Below are 21779 nucleotides of genomic sequence, written 5' to 3' on the forward strand. Positions count from 1 at the left end.
CGACACGAGCTCCGTCGCCCTGCGGTCGGCCTCGCGGCCCATCGTTGGCCGACCCCCTTTCCCGGACGACTGGAGCGTCAGCGGAAGGAGATCCGGGATCCAGCATGACACGTCGCGAAGCGTCCGCCTGTCTGCAACGCTGCAGACTATCGAGCCGCTTCGCGGCACTTTTTCCGCTGGATCCCGGATCTCCTTCCACGTCGTTTCAGTCGTCCGGGAAAGGGGGAGACTCACGAGGATCGTCCGCCCCTATGGTCGGGCCGAGGTCGCGGTGTCGTGTACCGTGTGGCCTGCCAACGCAAGTCTGCTTAGCCTCTCGGACGGCCCGGAATCGACCGGGCCGTCATCCGGCGGGTTTCCGTCACGCCGGGGCCCGCTCTCCTCGCACGGCGCATCGAGAGACCCGGTCACCCCGTCGCATCGGGGCGGGCAGCGCCCGTCAGCGCGCTCCCGCGCGCGCACGCGGCTGACCCAGGCCGATGCTCTTGGCCAGATCGGACCGCGCCTTCGCGTAGGCCTCGCACACCATCGGATAATCGGCCGGCAGGCCCCATTTGCGCTTGTACTCTTCCGCGGTCAGACCGCGGCCGTTGAGATGGCGCTTCAGCGCCTTGTACTTCTGGCCGTCTTCCAGGCTGATGATGTAGTCGTACGCCACCGTCTTCTTGATCGGCACGGGAGGCTGCGGGCGGACCGGCTCCGGTTCGGCAGGCGTACCGAGCTGGCCGAGAGCGGCATGTGTCGCTGCGATCAGTGCCGGCAGATCGCCGACCGGCAGGCTATTCCTTGTCACATAGGCCGACACGATGCTGGCTGCGAGGCTAATCAGATCCGTATCGGAAGTTTCTACGTTCGTCATGTGGTATTACGATCCTGTGATTTCTGTCTTGAAATCACCCTTGTAGTGACTCAGGCAGCTGTAAATATCAAATTTCGCCTGCAGGGTGCTGTGGATTAGCCGATCAGCATGGCGGTCACTGTCGAAATCCGGATCGCATTGGAAATCGTCGCACAGATCTCGCTGCGATGAGGTCCGGCGCGGCACGGCTTCACCGGATGCGTCGCCTGTTCAGCGGGCGAAAGGCGCTGTCGAACCGGCAGGATCCCGGACGCGGAGAGCCGGCCATGCCGGCACCTCGTCCCGCCGCATCTTGCGAAGGGCCGGCATGGCGCGATCGTACGGCGAGGACGCTCCTCTTGCCGTCGGGAACCGTCGCGGAGCGCCGAGAAACCATTCGAACAAGCGCCGATCCGGCGATGACCGGATCCGGCCTGTCGTGAGGCGAAGACTTGCACTCCCGACCATTGATGTCGCCTCATCCCGGAAGATGCCCGTGCCGGGGAGAGATATCCCGAAGCTCGTCTTCCTGTCGGCCTGGTCCGCCGCTCTCGAGCGCAGCGAAGGGCCGGGTCGATCGCGATACTATAGCGCAGTACTATGCGGCGTCTCGCCGCCCGCGTCTCGGCAGGGCGGCCGATGTGCCGCTGCCTCCCCGCTGGACGCCAAGGTCGCCGCCCGGACGGTGTCGACGGATCGGGAAAAGGTGGTGGGCCCGGTAGGACTCGAACCTACAACCAGACCGTTATGAGCGGTCGGCTCTAACCATTGAGCTACAGGCCCTCGGGTCTCGTCCTCGCCGTCTCGGACCTCGTCTGCCATCGGGCGACGGGTTCGACGGTGGACACCCTGCCCGTAGGTACCCGGGCCGCATCGTCTCGGCAAGTCCCCGAACCGTCCCGTCGTGGCCGTCCGGCGCGGTGGGTCCGGACCGGCTCACCGCCCGGAGGCGGCGCGGTTCGGCGGGGCGTCGTCGGCCGCGAGGGTGCCGAGATAGGTCTCGATCACCCGGGCGTCGCCCTGGAGGGTGCGGCTGTCGCCCTCGATGACCACGCGGCCGCCGTCGAGGACGTAGCCGTGATCGGCGATGCGGAGCGCCGCCCGGGCATTCTGCTCGACGAGGAGGATCGCCACCCCCTCGTCGCGCAGCCGCGCCACGGTGCGCATCACCTCGGCGACGATCAGGGGGGCGAGGCCGAGGCTCGGCTCGTCGAGCATCAGGAGGCGCGGCCGGCCCATCAGCGCGCGCGCCATGGCGAGCATCTGGCGCTCGCCGCCCGAGAGCGTGCCGGCCTGCTGGCGCCGGCGCTCGGCGAGGCGGGGGAAGAGGCGGTACATCTCGCCGAGATCGCCGCCGCCGCCCTGGCTGCGGAACCGGAAGGCGCCGAGCTTCAGGTTGTCCTCGACGCTCATCGTCGAGAACAGCTCGCGGCGCTCGGGGATCAGGCTCAGGCCCCTCGCGACGCGGGCCTCGACGGGCAGCCGCGTCAGGTCGGCGCCCTCGAAGCGGATGCGGCCGCGGGCCGGCAGCACGCCCATCAGGGCGTTGAGGAGCGTCGTCTTGCCGGCGCCGTTGGCGCCCAGCACCGTGACGAGCCGCCCGGGCGCGACGGTCAGCGAGACGCCGCGCACCGCCTCGACCTTGCCGTAGGCGACGGAGACGGCCTCCGCCTCGAGCATCGGGACGGTCATGCGGCGCTCCCCAGATAGGCCTCGACCACCGCCGGGTCGCGGCGGACCGAGGCGGGGGCGCCCTCGCACAGCTTGGCGCCGAAATTCATCACCACCAGCCGGTCGGCGAGCCCCATCACGAAATCCATGTCGTGCTCGACGAGCAGGATGCCGAGGCCCTCCTGGCGCAGGCGGCGCAAGAGGTCGCCCAACGCCTGCTTCTCCTGGTGGCGCAGGCCCGCCGCCGGCTCGTCGAGGAGGAGAAGCTGCGGGCCGAGGCAGAGCGCCCGGGCGATCTCGACGATGCGCTGCTGGCCGAGTGCCAGGCTGCCGGCCGGCAGGTCGCGGCAGGCCGACAGCCCGACCCGGGCGAGCTGCCGGTCGGCCTCGGCGAAGAGGGCGGCCTCCTCCGCCGCATCGAGCCCGAGCGCGCCGCGGACCGGGCCGGCCGACCCGCGCAGGTGGGCGCCCAGCGCCACGTTCTCGATCACCGACATGCCGGCGACGAGCTTGACGTGCTGGAAGGTGCGGGCGCAGCCGAGCCGGGCGATGCGCCTGGCCGGCAGGCCCGTGACGTCCCGCCCCTGGAGCCGCACCGCGCCGGCGGTGAGGCGGGCGACGCCGGTGACGAGGTTGAAGGTGGTGCTCTTGCCCGCGCCGTTCGGCCCGATCAGCGCCACCACCTCGCCGGCCGCGACCCGGAAGCCGATGTCGTTGACCGCGACGAGGCCGCCGAAGGTCTTCCTGAGATGCGCGGCCTCGAGCAGGACCGTGCCGGGCGCCGCGGCCGGGCGCGGCGCCAGGGGCTGCGCGGCCGATCCGCGGTCCGGCGGGGCGGAGACCGTGCGGCGGACGATCAGCGGCCACAACCCGTCCGGGGCGCGCTGGAGCATCAGCACCAGGAGCACCCCGAACACGATCGCCTCGAAGTTGCCCTGCGCCCCGAACACCAGCGGCAGAACGTTCTGGAGCTGGTCCTTCAGCACCGTCACCAGCACGGCGCCGAACACGCCGCCGCCGATCGAGCCGGCCCCGCCGATCACCGCCATCAGCAGGTACTCGATGCCGGCATTGATGCCGAACGGCGTCGGGTTGATGGCGCGCTGGATGTGGGCGTAGAGCCAGCCCGAGAGCGCCGCCAGCAGGCCTGCGTAGACGAAGGCGACGATCTTCACCCGCGCGGTGTCGACCCCGAAGGATTCCGCCGCGACGACGCCCCCCTTCAGCGCCCGGATCGCCCGGCCGGTGCGCGAGCGCAGCAGGCGGTGAGTGAGCCAGAGGCTGACGCCCAGGAATCCCCAGGTGAGGAGCAGCGCCTCGCCCCCGCCGAGGATCGGATGTCCGAGGATCGCGATCGGCGGCAGGCCGGTCAGCCCGTCGTAGCGGCCGAGCGCGTCGGTGTTGCCGAGGATGTAGAAGAACGAGATGTTCCAGGCGATGGTGCCGAGCGGCAGGTAATGGCCCGAGAGGCGCAGCGTGATCGCGCCGATGACCCAGGCGGCCGCCGCCGACAGCAGCAGCGCCACCGGCAGCGAGAGCCACGGCGACAGGCCTCCTTCGGTCGTCAGCAGGGCCGTGGCGTAGGCGCTGATGCCGACGAACATCGCCTGCCCGAAGGAGGTGATGCCGGCGACCCCGGTGAGCACGACGAGCCCGGTGACCACGATGGCCGAGAGGCCGGCATAGGTCAGCAGCGTGAGCCAGAACGGCGGCACGCCGGGCAGGAAGGGGAGGGCGACGATCAGGAGGGCGGTCAGGCCGGCCAGAATACCGGTGGGAGTGAGGCGGGTGGGCATCTTACTCCTCGTCCTCGATCGGGGCCGAGCGCAGGGAGCGCCAGAGCAGGACCGGGATGATCGCCATGAACACGATCACCTCCTTGAAGGCGCTGGCCTCGAACGAGGCGACGGATTCGATGATGCCGACGAGGATCGCGGCGGCGGCCGCCGCCGGGTAGCTCGCGAGCCCGCCGATGATCGCCGCGACGAAGCCCTTGAGGCCGATGAGGAAGCCGGTGTCGTAGTAGACGGTGGTGAGCGGCGCGATCAGCACGCCCGACAAGGCCCCGATGAAGGCCGCGACCGAGAAGCTGAGCCGGCCGGCGAGGGAGGGCGCGATACCCATCAGCCGGGCGCCGAGCCGGTTGACCGCGGTGGCGATCAGCGCCTTGCCGAGCAGCGTGCGCGAGAAGAACAGCCATAAGCCGACGATGATCGCGAGCGTCAGGCCGATCATCCACAGCGACTGCCCGCTGATGAGCAGGGGCCCGGCCGGGAACGAGGCCTCCGACAGCGGCGGGGTGCGCGACCCTTCCGCGCCGAAGAACACGAGGCCGAGGCCGGTGAGTGCCAGATGCACGCCGACCGAGGCGATCAGCAACACCAGCACCGAGGCATGGGCCAGCGGCCGGAACGCTACCGCGTGCAGGAAGCCGCCCATCGGCGTCACGATGGCGAGCGTCACCAGGATCTCGATCAAGAGGCCGGGCTTCATCGGCCCGAGGATCCAGGCGGCCGCGGCGACGAGGGCCGGGAGCGCAAGGTCCCGGAGCGCGAGGCGCAGGAGCGTCCGGCCGTCGAGGGTGTGGCGGCCTTCCGCGCAATCGGCCAGGAAGGCGAGACCGCCGAGGCCGAGCAGCAGCGGCACCGTGCCCGGCAGGGTGCCGGCCTCCAGGCTCGCCAGCGTCAGCGCCCCGTAGGCGACGAACTCGCCCTGCGGGATCAGGATCACCCGGGTGACGGTGAAGACCAGGACCAGCGACAGGGCGATCAGCGCGTAGATCGCGCCGTTCACGACGCCGTCCTGGAGGAGGAGAAGGAGGATCGTGGCGTCCACGGAGGAGGGTCCTGGGCGTCGTGGGGCAGGGCGTCTTGGGGGATGTCGTTTTTCAGGTCGATCCCACCCGCGACCTCATCCTGAGGTGCGGAAGATCTCATGTGGATTCCGCTCGATCGATCCGAGAAAATTTGAGCGCGTCCCCCTCTCCCGTGTGGGAGAGGGGTTAGGGGTGAGGGTGGCTCGGCTTCAGTATTAAGCTCGAAGCGTCGTGCTGGCAGCGTAACGGTTCAGTATTCTGCGGAACCGTATCACCCTCACCCCTACCCCTCTCCCACACCTTGCAGCGATACCGGGCAAGCCCGGCATCGCCTGGAGAGGGGATCCCGCGCTTTAATAGGTCTCTGAGCAGATCGCGCGGCAGCCGCCGATCAATTCGTCGCCGACAGCAGCTTCCACTTGCCGTTCTCGATCGTCACCATCACGCGGGCGCGGTCGTCCTGGCCGACATGGTCGGTCGGGGTCATGTTGACGACGCCGTTGGTGTAGACCACGTCCTTCAGGCCCTCGATCGCGTCGCGGAGCGCGGCGCGGAACTCCGGCGTGCCGGGCTTGGCGGTCTTGAGCGCGACGGGAATCGCGTTCGCCAGCAGCACCTGGGCGTCGTAGGCGTGGCCGCCGAAGGTCGCGAGCGAGCCTGCGCCGAACTTCGCCTCGTAGGCCTTGGTGTAGTCGAGGGCGACCTTGCGCACCGGATTCGATTCGGGAAGCTGCTCGGCCACCAGCAGGGGGCCTGCCGGCAGTACCGTGCCTTCCAGGTCCTTGCCGCCGACGCGCAGGAAGTCGGCATTGGCGACGCCGTGGGTCTGGTAGTACTTGCCGGCGTAGCCGCGCTCCTTGAGCGTCTTCTGCGGCAGCGCGGCGGGTGTGCCCGAGCCGGCGATCAGGACCGCGTCGGGACGCGCCGCCATCACCTTCAGCACCTGGCCGGTGACGCTGGTATCGGTGCGGGCGTAGCGCTCGGTCGCGGCGAGCTTGATGCCCTTGGCTTCCAGGCGGGGCGTGATCTCGGACAGCCAGCCGTCGCCGTAGGCGTCGTTGAAGCCGATGAAGCCGACCGACTTCACGCCGGCCTTCGCCATGTGAGTCGCGATCGCCTCGGCCATCAGGCCGTCGTTCTGCGGCGCCTTGAACACCCAGCGGCGCTTGTCGTCCATCGGGGCGACGATCTTGGAGGAGGCAGCCAGGCTGATCAGCGGCACCTTGGCCTCGGCCGCGACCTCGATCAGGGCGAGCGAGACCGGCGTCACCGACGAGCCGACGATGGCGTCGACGTGATCGTCACTCGCGAGCTTGCGCGCGTTGGCGACGCCCTTGGTGGTGTCGGTGGCGTCGTCGAGGACGATCCACTCGACCTTCTGGCCGCCGATCTCGGTCGGCAGCAGCGTGACGGTGTTGGCCTGCGGGATGCCGAGCGACGCCGCCGGGCCGGTCTTGGCGATGGTCACGCCGATCTTGATCGGCTGCGCCAGCGCTTGGCCGGAAAGAACTGGTCCGGCCAGAACGGTGCCGGCGAGGGCGAGCGCCCAGACGATGCGCCTCATGGTGATGTCCTCCCGTTCTCAGGCCGCGCCGGTTGAAGCCCGGTCGCCGGCATCGCGGACCTCGTTGGGCCCGCCCGTTCGTGCTTTGCAGTCCCGCGCAGCGTCCGTCTACCCTGGCGTTCGGCTAACGGCCCGCGTGTTTGACTTCACCCCCACAGCCTTATAATTTACCGTCCGGTTGGTCAATAGATCGCGCCGGCGGCTCCCGAGGGACCCGACACGGCGGGACGGGAGGGCGCACCGAATGAGCGAGACGAGCGAGACCCTGGTGCTCACCGAGCGCCACGCGGGCTACCGCGTGCTGGTCCTCAACCGGCCCGACCGGCTCAACGCCTTCGACGAGCCGCTGCACCTCGCCCTGCGCGCCGCGCTCGGCGACGCCGCCGCCGATCCGGAATGCCGGGCGCTGATCCTCACCGGGGCCGGCCGCGGCTTCTGCGCCGGCCAGGATCTCTCGGCCCGCAACTTCGCGCCGGATGTCGAGCCGGATCTCTCCCGCACCCTCACGGAGTTCTACAACCCGCTGGTCCGCCAGATCCGCGACCTGCCGATGCCGCTGATCTGCGCCGTCAACGGGGTCGCGGCCGGTGCCGGCGCCAGCCTCGCCTTCCACGGCGACCTCGTGCTCGCCGCGCGCTCGGCGAAGTTCCTTCAGGCCTTCGCCAAGCTCGGGCTGATCCCGGATGCCGGCGGCACCTGGCTCTTACCGCGCCTCGCCGGCCGGGCGCGGGCCCGCGGCATGGCGCTGCTCGCCGAGCCGATCACCGCCGAGCAGGCGGAGGCCTGGGGCATGATCTGGCGGGTGGTCGACGATGCCGACCTGATGACGGAAGCCCATCGCCTCGCCGCGCGGCTCGCGCAGGCGCCGACCTACGGGCTGGCGCTGATCCGCCGCGCCCTCGACGCCTCGGAGACGAACGACCTCGACCGGCAGCTCCAGGTCGAGAGCGACCTGCAGGGGGAGGCCGGCCGCTCGCCGGATTACCGCGAGGGCGTGGCCGCCTTCCTGGAGAAGCGCCCGGCGCGATTCACCGGGCGCAAGCGGTGAGCCCCGCGGACACGAGCCCCGACGCGGTCGCCCGCGCCTGCGCCGCGGCGATGTGGGCCGAGGACCGGGCGAGCCAGGGGCTCGGGATGCGTCTCGAGCATGCCGGCCCGGGCGAGGCGGTGCTGTCGATGCGGGTGCGCGACGACATGGTGAACGGCCACGGCTCCTGCCACGGCGGCTTCCTGTTCGCGCTGGCCGATTCGGCCTTCGCCTTCGCGTGTAACGCCTACGACCAGCGGGCGGTGGCGCAACATTGCGCCGTCACCTTCCTGCGGCCGGGGAAGCGCGGCGAGGTGCTCACGGCCCGGGCCGTCGAGCGGGTGCGCGAGGGACGCTCGGGCCTCTACGACGTGACGGTGACGGATGCGGAGGGGCGCGTGGTGGCGGAGTTCCGCGGCCATTCGCGCACCGTGCCGGGGACGGTATTGGCGGGGGAGGGGGGATCGGCGCTCGGCTGAACGCCGTCCCTCTCATCCCACCTGCGACCTCACTCCGAGGCGTCAGTCGAACTTCGATGAACCGACGCCTCGGGGTGAGGTCGCAGGTGGGATAATCGGCTCGATCTACGAATACGATTGAAGAAACACTTCAGGGAGAATCGCCATGCTCCAGATCGCCCCCCGCAAGCTCGCCCGGATGGTGCCGGAGGCCGCCGAGCTCGACCGGTTCGAGACCGCCTCGCGGGCGGAACTCGCCGAGTGGCAGCGGGAGAAGCTGCGCGAGACCCTGCACCACGCCTACGCCCACGTGCCGCATTACCGCGCCGCCTTCGACGCGGCCGGCGTGCATCCGGGCGACTTCCGGGATCTCCCCGACCTCGCGCGCTTCCCCTTCACCGCCAAGGCGGATCTGCGGGCGAACTATCCCTTCGGGATGTTCGCGGTGCCGCGCGAGGAGGTGGCGCGCATCCACGCCTCGTCGGGCACAACCGGCAAGCCGACGGTGGTGGGGTACACGAAGGCCGACATCGACACCTGGGCCGACGTGGTGGCGCGCTCGATCCGGGCGGCGGGCGGGCGGCCCGGGATGCTGGTCCACGTCGCCTACGGCTACGGGCTGTTCACCGGGGGGTTGGGCGCGCATTACGGCGCCGAGCGGCTGGGCTGCACGGTGATCCCGATGTCCGGCGGGATGACCGAGCGCCAGGTCCAGCTGATCCAGGATTTCAAGCCCGACATCATCATGGTGACGCCGTCCTACATGCTGGCGATCCTCGACGAGTTCCGCCGCCAGGGGCTCGACCCGCGGGCCTCCTCGCTCAAGGTCGGCATCTTCGGGGCCGAGCCCTGGACCAACGCGATGCGCAGCGAGATCGAGGAGGCGTTCGACCTCCACGCCGTCGACATCTACGGGCTGTCGGAGGTGATGGGGCCGGGGGTCGCGAGCGAGTGCGTCGAGACCAAGGACGGCCTGCACGTCTGGGAAGACCACTTCTACCCCGAGATCGTCGATCCGCGCACCGGCGCGGTCCTGCCGGACGGGGAGGAGGGGGAGCTGGTCTTCACCTCGCTCACCAAGCAGGCGATGCCGGTGATCCGCTACCGCACCCGCGACCTGACGCGGCTCCTCCCCGGCACCGCCCGGGCGATGCGCCGGATGGAGAAGATCACCGGCCGCTCCGACGACATGATGATCGTGCGCGGGGTCAACGTCTTCCCGAGCCAGATCGAGGAGAAGATCCTGACGATCCCGGCCCTCTCGGCCCATTACCAGGTCGTGCTGGCGCGCGAGGGCCGGATGGACACCATGACGATCCGCGTCGAGGCGCGGCCGGAGGCGGACGCCGCGGACCTGCGCGAGGCCGCCGCCGACCGGCTCTGCCACGCGGTCAAGGACACGATCGGCATCACCGCGACGGTGGAGGTCCTGCCGCCGGGCGGCATCGAGCGCTCCCTCGGCAAGGCCCGCCGCGTCATCGACTGGCGTCCCCGAGAATAGCCGCACGGCGAAGACGACACGACGACTAGCGACGAGACCCCATGGCCCGCACCCGCGCCAGCGACTACGACGACAAGAGCCGGGCGATCCTCGATCGCTCGGCCGAGCTGTTCGCCGCCCACGGCTACGACCGCGCCTCGATGAGCCGGATCGCCGAGGCCTGCGGCGTCTCGAAGGCGAACCTGTACCACTACTACCGCGACAAGGACGAGATCCTGTTCGACGTGATCCGGCTGCACCTCGAGGAGCTGCTGGAGGCGGTCGAGGCCGCCGACCGCCCGGGGCTGCCCGCCGAGGCGCGCCTGCGCAGCCTCACCGAGGCGCTGCTCGAGGCGTACCGGGACGCCGACGCGCAGCACAAGGTGCAGATCAACCACCTCGGCCTGCTCTCGGCCGAGCGCCAGGCGGAGGTGAAGGCGAGCGAGCGCGAGCTGGTGCGCCTGTTCTCCGAGGCGATCGCCGGGGTGGCCCCCCACCTCGCCGGGACGGCGCTTCTCAAGCCCGTCACGATGTCGTTCTTCGGCATGGTCAACTGGCACTACCTGTGGTTCCGCCCCGGCGCGGGCCTGACCCGGGCGGATTACGCCGGCCTGGTGACCCGGCTGATCGCGCAAGGTGCGCAAGGGATCGGCGCACAAGGGATCGGCGCGCAAGGGATCGGCACTCAAGGAATCGGCGAGCAGGGGGTGGCGGAGGTCGGGGCGGCCGGGGAGTGAGACCCGGGCGCCGCCCCGCTCCTGCCGCAATGCGGCGGGACCAGTGCGGCCGCGGTGGCGCAGGGCGCTTTACCGATGGTCAACCACGACGGGCGAGCGTCGCCGAAGGACATCGTCATGCCGCGCCTCACCCGTCTCTCCGCCCGCCTCCTGCCCTGCCTGCTCCCCGCCGCCCTCGTCGCGGCGACGCCGGCCCTCGCGCACCCGCATGTCTGGATCACCACCCAGGCCGAGCTCGATTACGGGCCGGACGGTGCCCTGCGGTCGGTGCGGCACGCCTGGACCTTCGACCCGACCTATTCCGCCTTCGCGGTCCAGGGCCTCGGCCAGTCGCCGACCGGGTCGGTGAACCCGGCGGCGCTCGCGGCGCTGGCACGCGACAATGCCGACAACCTCGCCGAGCAGGGCTACTTCACGCTGCTGAAGGTCAACGGCCGCAAGGTCGAGCTCGGCACCGCGGCCGATCCGTCGATGAGCTTCGCGGACGGGCAGCTCACCCTGCGCTTCACCCTGCCGCTCAAGGCGCCGCTCGCCGGCACCGCCTCGCTCGAGGTCTACGACCCGACCTACTTCGTCGCCTTCAGCCTCGCCGAGGGCGACGCGGTCGCCACCCTGAAGGGCGCGCCCGCCGGCTGCCGCGCCACCGCGCACCGGCCCAAATCCGACCCTGCGGCACGTCCGGCGCCCGCCGCCACCGGCATGTCGGAGGCGTTCTTCGAGGCGCTGACCGCCGCCTCGACCTACGGCGTGCAATTCGCCAACCGGATCGTCGTCGCATGCTGACCCGGGCGCTCAGCCTCGCGCCGCCCTCCCGCGGGCTCCAGCGCCTGGGCCTCGCCGTGCTCGCGGTGCTGGCCGCCGCGGCCCTGCTCGCCGCCCTGCTCGGGCTCCTGGCGCCGGGCTTCCGGGCGCCGCCGCGCTCGCCCTTCGGCATCGGCTTCCGCGAGGCGGCGCCGACCGGCGCCACCAGCCTCGGCGCCTGGCTGCTGGCGATGCAGGCGGGTTTCTCGCGGGCGCTCCAGGCGGCGGTCTCGGCGGTCAAGGCAGGCCGCGACGGCACCCTGACCCTGGTCGGGCTCGGCTTCGCCTACGGCGTGCTGCACGCCGCCGGCCCCGGCCACGGCAAGGCGGTGATCGCCGGCTACCTGATGGCCGGCGAGCGGGCCCTGAAGCGCGGCTTCACGTTGAGCCTGCTCGCGGCCCTGCTCCAGGCGCTCGTCGCCCTGGCGCTGGTCTGCGGCGGCGCCGTGGTTTTGCGCCTGACCGCCGCCGGCCTCAACCAGGCCGGCACCATGATCGAGACCGCGGGCTTCGCCTGCGTGGCGCTCCTCGGCGCGGCCGTGACCTGGCGCAAGGCCGGGCAGCTCGCCCGCCTCCTCGCCCGCGAGGCGGGTCCCGCCTGCGGGCCCGAATGCGGCCATGCCGGGCTCGCCGACGGGGGACGGGTCGAGCGGCTCTCGGGCTTTCGCGAGCAGGCCGGCGTGGTCCTCGCCGCCGGCACGCGCCCTTGCGCCGGGGCGGTGCTGGTGCTGGTCTTCGCCCTGTCGCAGGGCATCCTGTGGGCGGGAATCGCCGCGACCCTCGCGATGGCCCTCGGCACCGCGATCACCACCGGGGTGCTGGCGGCGCTCGCGGTCTTCGCCAAGGCGCTGGCGCTCCGGCTCGCCGGCGGGCGCGGCCAGGGCGGGGCGATCGCGGTCGGCGTGCTGGAACTGTGGGCCGCCGCCTTCGTGCTGGTGCTCGGGGCCGGGCTGCTGTCCGGCTGGGCCGCCGCGGCGTTCTAAGCAGACTCGCGTTGGCAGGCCAACGCTTCGCCCGCTTAGGTTCTTGGTGTGTCGCAGATTTTTGGCACCGAACCGGTAACCACATCGGCGAAATCTGCTCAGGCCACCGCCGCGACCCGCGGGGCTCGCCGGCGCCGCGGGCTCGCCGCCGCGATCGCCGTGAAGCTGATCTCCTGGCGTTCGCGGGCCACGAAGGCGCCGGGCATCTCGGCCTGCATCTGGCCCTCCAGGTCGCGCAGCAGCGCGTCGGTGTGCTGGGGGTAGAGGTGCACGATGGCGAGCCGCCCGACATCGCCGGCCTGGCACAGCTCGACGCCCTTCTGCCAGGTCGAGTGGCCCCAACCGCGGCAGGAGGGATACTCCCCTTGCGTGAACATGCCGTCGTAGACCACGAGGTCCGCGCCGCGCACGAAGTCGAGCAGGGCCGGGTCGGGCCAGGGCTCGGAATGTTCGAGGTCGCTGATGTAGCAGGCGGTGCGGCCGCCGTGGCGGAAGCGGTAGCCGGTGGCGCCCTGCGGGTGCTGGAGCGGGATGGTGTCGACGACCGCGCCGTCCGGAAAGGTCAGGCTCTCGCCGGCCTTGAAGCCGTGGTGCACGAACCGGGCGGGGAGCATGTCGAGGGTGATCGGGAAGAGCGGCGGCGAGAACAGCCGGTCGAGCGGCTCGGCCGCGCTCTGCCCGTCGAGGTTGCCGCACCAGGTGTGGATCTCGCGCGAGGGGTCGAGCACGGCCGGCTTCAGGAACGGCAGGCCGCTGACATGGTCGAGGTGCAGGTGGCTGAGCAGCAGGTCGATCCGCTGGGGCAGCCGCTCGCGGTGGTGGACCCCGAAGGCGTTGATGCCGGTGCCGGCATCGATCACGAACAGGCGCTCGCCGCAGCGGACCTCGACGCAGGGGGTGTGCCCGCCGAATTCCACGAAATCCGGACCGGAGGCGCAAGTCGACCCCCTGACGCCCCAGAACCGGAGCGTCAGGCCGGCTTCCATGAGAGGACCCCTCGTTGTCATGCCGGCGACCGTGATGGGGGTTGTGGTGGTTGGATGTGCGATGACGCACATGGCGGATGCTCCGGCCGGACGGCCCGGCAAGACACTATCGAAGGCTGTGCACGAGAGATGTGCCTCACGAACGATGTGCGCAAGACGAAGGTTCCCCCGGTCGGCCTAATCTGTCGTTAAGCGGGTGTGCTCGCGCACCGGTCCTGTGGATGACGCCGCATCCTGCGCCGGGGCGGGCGGGCGCGAAAGATCCACCTCCGGCGGGGAGGCGGCCGGCGGGGCGTCGGTCCGCACCACCGTCGTGCGCTCGGCCCGCAGCACCAGGTCGAAGGGCGCCGCCGGATCGGGCCGGCATGCGTCCGGCAGGCAGACCACGAGGCCGCGTCCGGCCCGGGCCGCCCGCAGGCGCCCGACCCCCGCCATGATCTCGGAGGCGCTGCGGTCGTCGAGGGCGAGGCCGACGACCAGGATGTCGGGCCGGCGCACCAGGCAGCGGGCGACGTCGATCGCCGCGCGCTCGTACGGCGTGAAGCCGTCGCGGCCGGACAGACCGCTCTCCGCCGCCCGCGGATCGACCTGGCTGGCGAGCCCGAAGCGGTAGACCGTGCGCTCCAGGCCGCGCTCGCGCAGGACCGCCTGCATCAGGGCGCGCACCCGCGCCCCGGCCCCGGCCTCGGCGCCGGCGATCCGGCCGAACAGCAGGTTCTCCTCCAGGCTCGCCGCCGCGGTGACCCGGGAGGGATCGTAGAACTCGACCGAGCCGGTGAGCGAGGCCGGCAGCAGCTCCGCGAAGGTGCGCCGCGCCGCGACGAGGCGCGCCTCCATCGCCTCGTCGATCAGCCCGAAGCGGTGGCGCGTCTCGCTGTAGCGCAGGCACAGGCCGATCAGGCGGGCGCGGTCGCGCTGCCCGGCCGGGCCGCGGCGCCAGCCGGAGGCCTCCGGCTGGCGCGCCACCAGGTCCTCGAAGAAGCCGCGCTCGCGGGCCGGAAACAGCGAGAACGCATCGAAGAGCGGATGGTCGTCCGGCAGGTCGGAGAAGATCTCGACCGTCGCCCGGGCGATGGCGAGGCCCATCTCGGTCATCGGCCGGGTCAGGCCTTCCGCCTCCAGCACCGCCCGGGTGAAGGGATGGCCGGCGAGCCGCGCCTCCGAGAAGGCGGAGCCGACCGGCTCGCCGAACAGGATGTTCTCGCCGACCGTGGCCTGGCGGTTGTAGCGTGCGGGATCGAACGGCTCGATCAGGTGGGCGGCGTTGTCCGCCGCCAGCGCCGCCCGCAGGGCGCCGCGGGTCTCGACGATGGCGGCGGCCGTCGCGGCATCGAGCCGGCGCGGCATCACGCTGGCGAGCCCGCGGCCGTAGACCAGGTGGTCGAGCCCGGTGACCGACAGGGCCTCGACCAGCCGCTCCTCGATCTCGCGGGCGTTCGGCGCGCCGGCATCCGGGCTCGACCCGTCGGCGAAGGCGAGGTCGCCGTAGAGCAGGTTCTGCAGCAGGGTGCCGTTCATCAGCACCGGCTCGCCCCCGGCATAGGCGATGCGCCGGGCCCGCTCGGCCGGCTCGACCGAGCGCAGGTCGGTGGCCGCATAGGTGACGGCCCCCGCCGTCGGCTCGAGCTGGCCGGCGATCAGCGCCGCCAGCACCCGGCTGCCGCTGCCGCGGTCGCCGAGGATCGCCACGTGGCCCGGCATCGGCAGGGTCAGGTCGAGGCCGATCAGGCGCTCGCCCGAGGCCGGGTCGTAGGCGGCGACGCGGGAGAGCACGATCGGCCCGTGATCGGGCAGGGGCTCGGATTGCGCGCGCAGGCGGCGCGGGGCGCGGGCGCGGGCTTCCAGCGAGGCGGTGGCGCGGGCGATCTCCCGGAAGGCCGGCAGGGCCGCGCGGCGGCGGCGGTTCTGGCGCAGGAAGGCGGCGACCGCGCTCGAGGCGACCGCGAGCGCGCCGAGCACCGCCGACAGCCCGCCCGCGCTCACCGGGGCGGCGGGGGACGGAGCCTGCCACAGGGCGGCGGCCAGGACCAGGGTCGGCACCAGCACCGCCAGCGCCAGCGCCGGGGCGCGGGCGCGGGAGAGCTCGTTCTCGGTCTCGGTCAGCGCCCGGCGCGCCCGCTCGGCGACGTGGCCGAGGCGGGCATGCTCGAAGGCGGCGGTGCCGTGGGCCCGCACCGCGGGAAGCCGCCGCACCAGGTCGGTCAGGCCGCGTTCCAGGGCGGCGCCTTCCAGCCGCCGCTGGTCGTCCCGGCGCTCGGTGCGGGCGATGAGGAGCTGGCGCGCCATCGCCGCCGCCACGAGGCTGATGCCGGCGGCGGCCACCAGCCGCGGCGCCACCGCCGCCGCGACCGCGAGGGCGAGCCCCACGCTGCCCGCGGCCAGCGCCGGCACGAGGATGCCGACGGCGAGCAGCCCGTCGGCCGCCCGGATCGCCGCCCCGACCTGGCCGGCCAGCGCCCGGGCGTCGTCGCGGGCGGCCGGCCCGGAGCGCAGGATCGCGTCCTCGGCCTGCTCGCGCAGGCGGCGCACCGACTCGGCCTGCGCCGTCACGCAGAGCCGCGCCACGCCCCAGCCGAGGGCAGCGAGCGCCAGGGCGACGCCGACCAGGCAGGCCAGCGCCGACAGGGTCAGGGTGCTCTCGGGCAGCGGCCAGCCGGACACCAGCACCAGGCCGCTTCTGCCGAGACGCTCGGGCAGCGGCACGACGAGGTGCAGGAAGTGGATCGGGCCCCGTCCCGGCTCGGCCAGGGCCAGGAGCTCGTCGACGAGGTCGCGCAGCGCCAGCAGGCCGAGCCCGACCAGGGGGCCGCCGAGCCCGAGGGCGACCGCGATGGCGGCGGCGTGCCGGCGCTTGGCGCTGCGCCAGGCGAAGACGATCGGATCGCGGTCCATCAGAGCGGGCGGTGGCGCCGGGGGGCGGGAACGCCCGGGCGACGCGGGGCCGGCGCCGGTCCGGTGCGCGGGGGCAGGCCCGGGGGCCGTCTCGCGGTGGTGACCATGGGCCTCCTCGATGCTCGCGCGAGGTATGGGCCGCGGGGACCGGAGCGGTCAAGCCGCGTGCGGACGCCGCCGCGGCCCCGCATCGTCCCGCGGTCGCACGATGCCGCAGAGACGAGGTGCGCGACCGCACCCGATCGTCCGGATCCCGGGATTAATACCCGGTCGATGCCGGGGTGCGTCGACGCACATCCCGGGGGAGATGCTTGGCTCATCCTCATGGTCATCGCCGGACGGAAGGATTCTTGTTCGGAAATACAGTCGTTCGAGTGGGGAGGGGCCGTGTCGCCCGTCCCTGCATCCGCCAGCACGAGGACCCCACGTGGACAGCAGCATCATCCAGGGCATCTCCACCTTCCGCGGCAGCGTCTTCCCGGGACAGCAGCGGATGTACGAGCGCCTGGTGCGCGACGGGCAGCAGCCCAAGGCCCTGATCATCGCCTGCGCCGATTCCCGGGTCGCGCCCGAGCACATCACCCAGGCCGGCCCCGGCGAGCTGTTCGTCTGCCGCAACGCCGGCAACATCGTGCCGCCCTTCGCGGAGATGAACGGCGGCGTCTCCTCGGCGATCGAGTACGCGGTGGTGGCCCTCGGCGTGCGCGACGTCGTGGTCTGCGGCCACTCGGATTGCGGCGCGATGAAGGGGCTGATGCAGCCCGGCGCGCTCGCCGCGATGCCCAACGTCGCCGCCTGGCTGCGCCACAGCCACGCCGCCGACCGCATCGTCTGCGAGGCCTATCCGGACGACATCGACCCGAAGGACCGCCTGCGGGCGCTCGCCCTCGAGAACGTGGTGGTGCAGCTCGCCCATCTGCGCACCCATCCGAGCGTGGCGGCGGCGCTCGCCAAGGGGCGGCTCTCCCTGCACGGCTGGTTCTTCGAGATCGAGACCGGCCGGCTGCACGCCTATGACGGGACGCGGTTCGTGGCGCTCTCCGACGACGCGCCGCTGCCGGTGGCCGAGGTGTCGGTGCCGCGGCGCGCCGCGCCCGAGGTCGTGTCGATCGCGGCCGAATGATGCCGCCGCGCCTTCGAGCGGACCCGTCCGAAGGCGCCGGCCGAGCCCGCGAGGTCCCCGCCTCCTCGCGCCGGCGCCGATGCGCAGGCGCGAGGGTACGGGCGCATGAGGCCGGTTCAGCCCGCCCGCACCCGGGCGAGGAAGTCGCCGACCTGGGCCGCGAGCCGCTCGGATTGCCGCGACAGCTCGGAGGCCGCCCCCAGGACTTGGCTCGCGGCCGCGCCCGTCTCCTCCGCGGCTCCGGCCATCCCGGCGATGTCGCTCGTCACCTGGTCGTTGTCCCGCGCGGCGCGGCCGACATTCTCCACGATGTCCTGCGTCGCGGCGCCCTGCTCCTCGACCGCGGTCGCGATCGAGGCGGCGACGGCGTCGATCTCGCGGATGCGCGCGGTGATGCCGCCGATCGACGAGACCGCCTGGTTCGTGGTCGCCTGGATCGCGGCGATCTGGTTCGAGATGTCGTGCGTCGCCCGGGCGGTCTGCGCCGCGAGCGCCTTCACCTCCGCCGCCACCACGGCGAAGCCCTTGCCGGCCGCGCCGGCGCGCGCCGCCTCGATCGTGGCGTTGAGGGCGAGCAGGTTCGTCTGGCTGGCGATGTCGGAGATCAGCCCGACCACGTCGCCGATCCGCGCCACCGCGGCGCGCAGGTCCTGGACCAGGACCCCGGTTCCGTCGGCCTCCTGCACGCTGCGGCGCGCCAGATCCGCCGAGCCGGCGACCTGCCGGCCGATCTCCAGGATGGAGGCGTTGAGCTCCTCCGCCGCGGCCGCGACGGTGTTGACGTTGGACGCCGCGGCTCCGGCGGCGGAGGCCATCGTCGTCGACTTGCGCGCCGCGTCCGAGGCGGTGGCGGCCATCGTGCGCGCGGTGGCCTGCAGCTCCGTCGACGACGCGGACACCACGCCGACGATTCCGCCGACCGCCTGCTCGAACCCGTCGGCGAGGCCGGTCATCGTGCGGGACCGCTCCGCCGCCGCGGCCTCCTCGGCCAGGCGCTCGATCTCGGCCCGTTCGAGGGCCTTCTGCGCGACCATCGACGTGATGGCCTCGACCGCCCGGGCGACGGCCCCGATCTCGTCGCCGCGGCTTGCTTCCGCCACGGCCCCGTCGCCCTGCCCCTGCGCCATGCGTTCCAGCACGCGCACCAGGCGCTGCATCGGCCGCGCGACCGTCAGGGTCATCAGACGGCTGACGGCGACCGCCATCAGGACGAGGGCGAGGAGGGTGGTGACGGCCAGGATCTGCGTCAGGGTCCGGATCGGCGCGAGGGCGTTCGCCTTGTCGACGGACAGGGCGATGTACCAGTCGAGGCCGGGCGGGAGGTTGGCGATGCGGGTGAACATCGTCAGCGTCGGCCGGCCGTCCTCGGCCGAATCGACCGGCTCGCCGCCCTTGGCGAAATCGGCGCCGGCCAGCAGGTCGGCGAGCGGCTTGTTGATGAGCTCCGCCCTCGGGTGGATCAGGATCTTTCCGGACCCGGAGACCAGGTAGGCGTAGTTCCGGCCTTCCTTGTCCACCGTCTTGAGCATGGCGGCGACGGCCTTGAGGTCGAAGGCGCTGCCAAGGACGCCGACCGGCATGCCCTTCTCGTCGAGGACCGGGCTCGAAGCCGTGATCGCCAGGGCCGGGGGCGCCGCCATCAGGTAGGGCTCGGTCAGGGTGGGCCCGTTCGCCGCGATCGCGGCCTTGTACCACGGCCGCTGCCGGGGATCGTAGCCGGCCGGCAGATCCTGCCGGGGCACGCCGACGAAGGTGCCGTCCTGCCGCCCGTAGGTACCGAGAAGGAAAGAGTCCCGGACGACCGGTGCCGCCATGATGCCGGACGGATCCGATGCCGGCCCGCCCGCCGAGATCTGCTGCGTCATCAACTTCACGAGATCCAGTTTGCCGGATATCCAGTTGCCGACGTTCTGGGCGGCACTCGCACCGAGCTGTTCTGTGCTTTCGACGACGAATTTATTGATGATAAAATCTTGGTATCGATGAATATAAAACGACGATCCGATGAATGCGATACAAGACATCGCGATCACCAGGATGGTCGCTCGCGCTGATATGCCGATTTTCATTCTCGAGATCGTCATCGTTCTGCTCTTGCGTGCTCTCGGCTTGATGTTACGGCAAATCGTGATCCGACTATTTCTTATACAAACGACATTCTAATATTTGATTACCTTGAGGGAATAGAAACCTCCCGAGGCTTCTCGCCGGAATGGTGAAAAGATAAGCTTCTTGCGCACGCATCGTGCCGGAGCAGAATTCGCTCTTTCGCCTTCGTCGGCAGCCGCCGCCGGAGCCTGCACACGATGCGTCCCGCGTTCGCGGGGCAGCGGCCGGGAGACAGCAGGCAGGGAGGCGGCAGGCGAAGGGGCGGCTGGGCGGGGCATCCCTGCGTCGCGCGCGGGCGAGCCCCCGCCGATTCGCGCTTCCGGCGGGGGAGCGGGGCGCTAGATACGGGCACCATGCGCACCGCCCGGATCGTCCCCCTCGTCGTCGCGACGGCCCTGTTCATGGAGAACACGGATTCCACCGTGCTCGCGACGTCGCTGCCGGCGATCGCCGCGGATATGGGCGAGGACCCGATCGCCCTGAAGCTGGCGCTCACCTCCTACCTCGTCAGCCTCGCGATCTTCATCCCCATCAGCGGCTGGGCCGCCGACCGCTACGGTGCCCGGACGGTGTTTCGCTGGGCGCTCGCGGTGTTCATGGCCGGGTCGCTCGCCTGCGCGGCCTCGAACTCGCTCGGCTGGTTCGTCGCCGCCCGCTTCCTCCAGGGCATGGGCGGGGCGATGATGGTGCCGGTCGGGCGCCTCGTGCTCCTGCGCAGCGTGCCGAAGGGCGAGCTGGTCCAGGCGCTCGCCACCCTGACCATCCCGGCCCTCGTCGGCCCGGTGATCGGCCCGCCGCTCGGCGGCCTCATCACCACGGCGTTGCACTGGCGCTGGATCTTCTTCATCAACCTGCCGATCGGGCTCGCCGGCATCCTGCTCGCCACCCGGTACTTCCAGGATATCCGGGAGGAGGCGCGCCCGCCCCTCGACCTCCTCGGCTTCGCCCTGTCGGGGGCCGGGCTCGCGAGCCTGATGCTCGGGCTGGCCTCCAGCGGGCGCCACCTCCTGCCGGAGGCGGTGTCCTGGGCCTGCACCGGCGCCGGCATCGTCCTGTGCGGGCTCTACCTCGCCCATAGCCGCCGGGTCGAGCACCCGGTGATCCGCCTCGACCTCCTGCGCCATCCGACCTTCCGGGCGGCGGTGCTCGGCGGCAGCCTGTTTCGCATCGGCACCGGGGCGATCCCGTTCCTGCTGCCCTTGATGCTGCAGCTCGGCTTCGGGCTCGATCCGCTGCATTCGGGCCTCATCACCTTCGCGGCCGCTGCCGGCGCGCTGTTCATGAAGACCATCGCGGCGCGCATCCTGCGTGCCTTCGGCTTCCGGGCGGTGATGACGCTGAACGCGGTGATCGCCGCCGCCCTGCTCGCCGTGAACGGCCTGTTCACCGCGGGCACGCCGCACGCCCTCATCATCGCGGTGCTGCTGATCGGCGGCTGCTTCCGCTCGCTGCAATTCACCGCCGTCAACGCCATCGCGTACGCCGACGTCGACCCCCGCGACATGAGCGCGGCGACGAGCCTCGCCAGCGTGGCCCAGCAGCTCTCCTTGAGCATCGGGGTCGCCTTCGGGGCCTTCGCGCTCCAGGAAGCCGCCGGATGGCACGGCCGCACCGAGATCCGGGCGGAGGATTTCTGGCCCGCCTTCCTGGCGGTGGCGATCGTCTCCGGCCTCTCGACCCTGTCGTTCCGCCGCCTCGCGCCGGAGGCCGGCGCCGAGGTCTCGGGCCACCGCCTCGTCCGGGTGAAGCCGGCCGCCGACGCCACGTAAGCGCCTCCGCGGCGGGACCCGGGCTGCGGCGCTTTCCTGAAGAGATCCTGCGGCTACGCTTCAGCCGCCATTCAGCGTGACGGTGCGATACCGGTGACATCGAGCACGGGCGGACGACGCTCCTCCGATCATCCGGAGCGCTCGCGACACCTCATCCACCCTCACGTCAATTGGGGATCTGCCATGAAGCGCATCGCATCCGTCTGCGTGGCCGCGGCGACCTTGGCGAGCGTGACCCTGGCCGGCGCCGCGCCGGCCGAGGCGCGCTGGCGGGCCGGGCCGGCCTTCGCCCTCGGCGCGGTCGGCGGCCTCGCCCTCGGCAGCGCGCTCGCCGCCGGCGCCCGGCCGGCCTACGGCTACGGCTATGCCCCCGGCCCGGCCTACGGCTACACGCCGGTCTATGGCGGCGGGCCCGCCTACGGCTACGCCCCGGCCTACGGCCCGGACTGCTACACCGTCCGGCGCCGGATGGTCGACGAGTTCGGCGACGTCTACGTCCGCCGCGTCCGGGTCTGCGACTGACGCG

At 71.9% G+C, this 21779-nt stretch carries 17 protein-coding genes and 1 tRNA gene; 9 read left to right on the top strand and 9 right to left on the bottom strand.

Annotated features, from left to right (window positions below; genetic code table 11):
- Positions 1-439: 439 nt before the first annotated feature.
- The 6 genes from A5481_RS04720 to A5481_RS04745 all read right to left on the bottom strand — a co-directional run bounded on the left by A5481_RS04720 (position 440) and on the right by A5481_RS04745 (position 6888).
- Positions 440-859, bottom strand: a complete 420-nt coding sequence (locus A5481_RS04720; RefSeq protein ID WP_048435706.1) for a Ros/MucR family transcriptional regulator — start codon at positions 857-859, stop codon at positions 440-442.
- Positions 860-1545: 686 nt separating this feature from the next.
- Positions 1546-1621: transfer RNA gene (locus A5481_RS04725), tRNA-Ile, on the bottom strand.
- A 153-nt stretch (positions 1622-1774) separates the two neighbouring features.
- Complete coding sequence (locus A5481_RS04730; RefSeq protein WP_048435705.1) at positions 1775-2530, bottom strand: ABC transporter ATP-binding protein; 756 nt, start codon at positions 2528-2530, stop codon at positions 1775-1777.
- Positions 2527-4305 (bottom strand): branched-chain amino acid ABC transporter ATP-binding protein/permease, encoded by a 1779-nt coding sequence (locus tag A5481_RS04735; RefSeq protein WP_048435704.1) that lies wholly within the window; start codon positions 4303-4305, stop codon positions 2527-2529. The genes A5481_RS04730 and A5481_RS04735 overlap by 4 nt, the downstream gene beginning before the upstream one ends.
- A 1-nt stretch (position 4306) precedes the next feature.
- Positions 4307-5344, bottom strand: a complete 1038-nt coding sequence (locus A5481_RS04740; RefSeq protein ID WP_048435703.1) for a branched-chain amino acid ABC transporter permease — start codon at positions 5342-5344, stop codon at positions 4307-4309.
- 371 nt (positions 5345-5715) lie between these two features.
- Complete coding sequence (locus tag A5481_RS04745; protein WP_064503795.1) at positions 5716-6888, bottom strand: ABC transporter substrate-binding protein; 1173 nt, start codon at positions 6886-6888, stop codon at positions 5716-5718.
- A 244-nt stretch (positions 6889-7132) separates the two neighbouring features.
- Here A5481_RS04745 and paaG point away from each other — a divergent pair, with 244 nt between their 5' ends.
- The 6 genes from paaG (at position 7133) to A5481_RS04775 (ending at position 12374) form a co-directional block, all read left to right on the top strand.
- Positions 7133-7936, top strand: a complete 804-nt coding sequence (gene paaG, locus A5481_RS04750) for a 2-(1,2-epoxy-1,2-dihydrophenyl)acetyl-CoA isomerase PaaG (protein ID WP_064503796.1) — start codon at positions 7133-7135, stop codon at positions 7934-7936.
- Positions 7937-7986: 50 nt separating this feature from the next.
- Entirely contained in the window at positions 7987-8394 is a 408-nt protein-coding gene (gene paaI, locus A5481_RS04755; RefSeq protein ID WP_082984896.1) for a hydroxyphenylacetyl-CoA thioesterase PaaI, read from the top strand.
- 145 nt (positions 8395-8539) lie between these two features.
- Positions 8540-9874, top strand: a complete 1335-nt coding sequence (paaK, locus tag A5481_RS04760; protein ID WP_064503798.1) for a phenylacetate--CoA ligase PaaK — start codon at positions 8540-8542, stop codon at positions 9872-9874.
- Positions 9875-9915: 41 nt separating this feature from the next.
- On the top strand, positions 9916-10590 hold the full coding sequence (locus A5481_RS04765) for a TetR/AcrR family transcriptional regulator (protein ID WP_082984894.1): 675 nt from the start codon (positions 9916-9918) through the stop codon (positions 10588-10590).
- Positions 10591-10707: 117 nt separating this feature from the next.
- Positions 10708-11373: a DUF1007 family protein gene (locus A5481_RS04770; RefSeq protein WP_064503822.1), complete on the top strand. Its 666-nt coding sequence runs from the start codon at positions 10708-10710 to the stop codon at positions 11371-11373.
- A complete protein-coding gene (locus tag A5481_RS04775) occupies positions 11367-12374 on the top strand; it encodes a nickel/cobalt transporter (RefSeq protein ID WP_064503799.1) in 1008 nt (335 codons plus the stop codon). The genes A5481_RS04770 and A5481_RS04775 overlap by 7 nt, the downstream gene beginning before the upstream one ends.
- Before the next feature lie 98 nt (positions 12375-12472).
- Here A5481_RS04775 and A5481_RS04780 read toward each other — a convergent pair whose 3' ends face one another.
- Together A5481_RS04780 and A5481_RS04785 are read right to left on the bottom strand one after the other, a co-directional pair.
- On the bottom strand, positions 12473-13381 hold the full coding sequence (locus tag A5481_RS04780; RefSeq protein ID WP_082984897.1) for an MBL fold metallo-hydrolase: 909 nt from the start codon (positions 13379-13381) through the stop codon (positions 12473-12475).
- A 156-nt stretch (positions 13382-13537) separates the two neighbouring features.
- The gene (locus A5481_RS04785; RefSeq protein WP_156655607.1) at positions 13538-16252 is read right to left on the bottom strand and encodes an ATP-binding cassette domain-containing protein; all 2715 of its coding nucleotides are present in this window, start codon (positions 16250-16252) and stop codon (positions 13538-13540) included.
- 427 nt (positions 16253-16679) lie between these two features.
- Here A5481_RS04785 and A5481_RS04790 point away from each other — a divergent pair, with 427 nt between their 5' ends.
- Complete coding sequence (locus tag A5481_RS04790) at positions 16680-17375, top strand: carbonic anhydrase (protein WP_048437528.1); 696 nt, start codon at positions 16680-16682, stop codon at positions 17373-17375.
- 116 nt (positions 17376-17491) lie between these two features.
- Here A5481_RS04790 and A5481_RS04795 read toward each other — a convergent pair whose 3' ends face one another.
- Complete coding sequence (locus tag A5481_RS04795) at positions 17492-19459, bottom strand: methyl-accepting chemotaxis protein (protein WP_245239255.1); 1968 nt, start codon at positions 19457-19459, stop codon at positions 17492-17494.
- Positions 19460-19837: 378 nt separating this feature from the next.
- Between A5481_RS04795 and A5481_RS04800 the strand changes: the two genes are divergently transcribed.
- Both A5481_RS04800 and A5481_RS04805 read left to right on the top strand, forming a co-directional pair.
- Entirely contained in the window at positions 19838-21253 is a 1416-nt protein-coding gene (locus tag A5481_RS04800; protein ID WP_048437529.1) for a DHA2 family efflux MFS transporter permease subunit, read from the top strand.
- A gap of 183 nt (positions 21254-21436) precedes the next feature.
- Positions 21437-21775 carry a hypothetical protein gene (locus A5481_RS04805; RefSeq protein ID WP_048437530.1) on the top strand — a complete coding sequence of 113 codons (339 nt, stop codon included), beginning with the start codon at positions 21437-21439 and terminating at the stop codon, positions 21773-21775.
- The last annotated feature ends 4 nt before the right edge of the window (positions 21776-21779 follow it).

This window comes from Methylobacterium platani, assembly GCF_001653715.1.
Taxonomy (GTDB): Bacteria; Pseudomonadota; Alphaproteobacteria; order Rhizobiales; family Beijerinckiaceae; genus Methylobacterium; species Methylobacterium platani.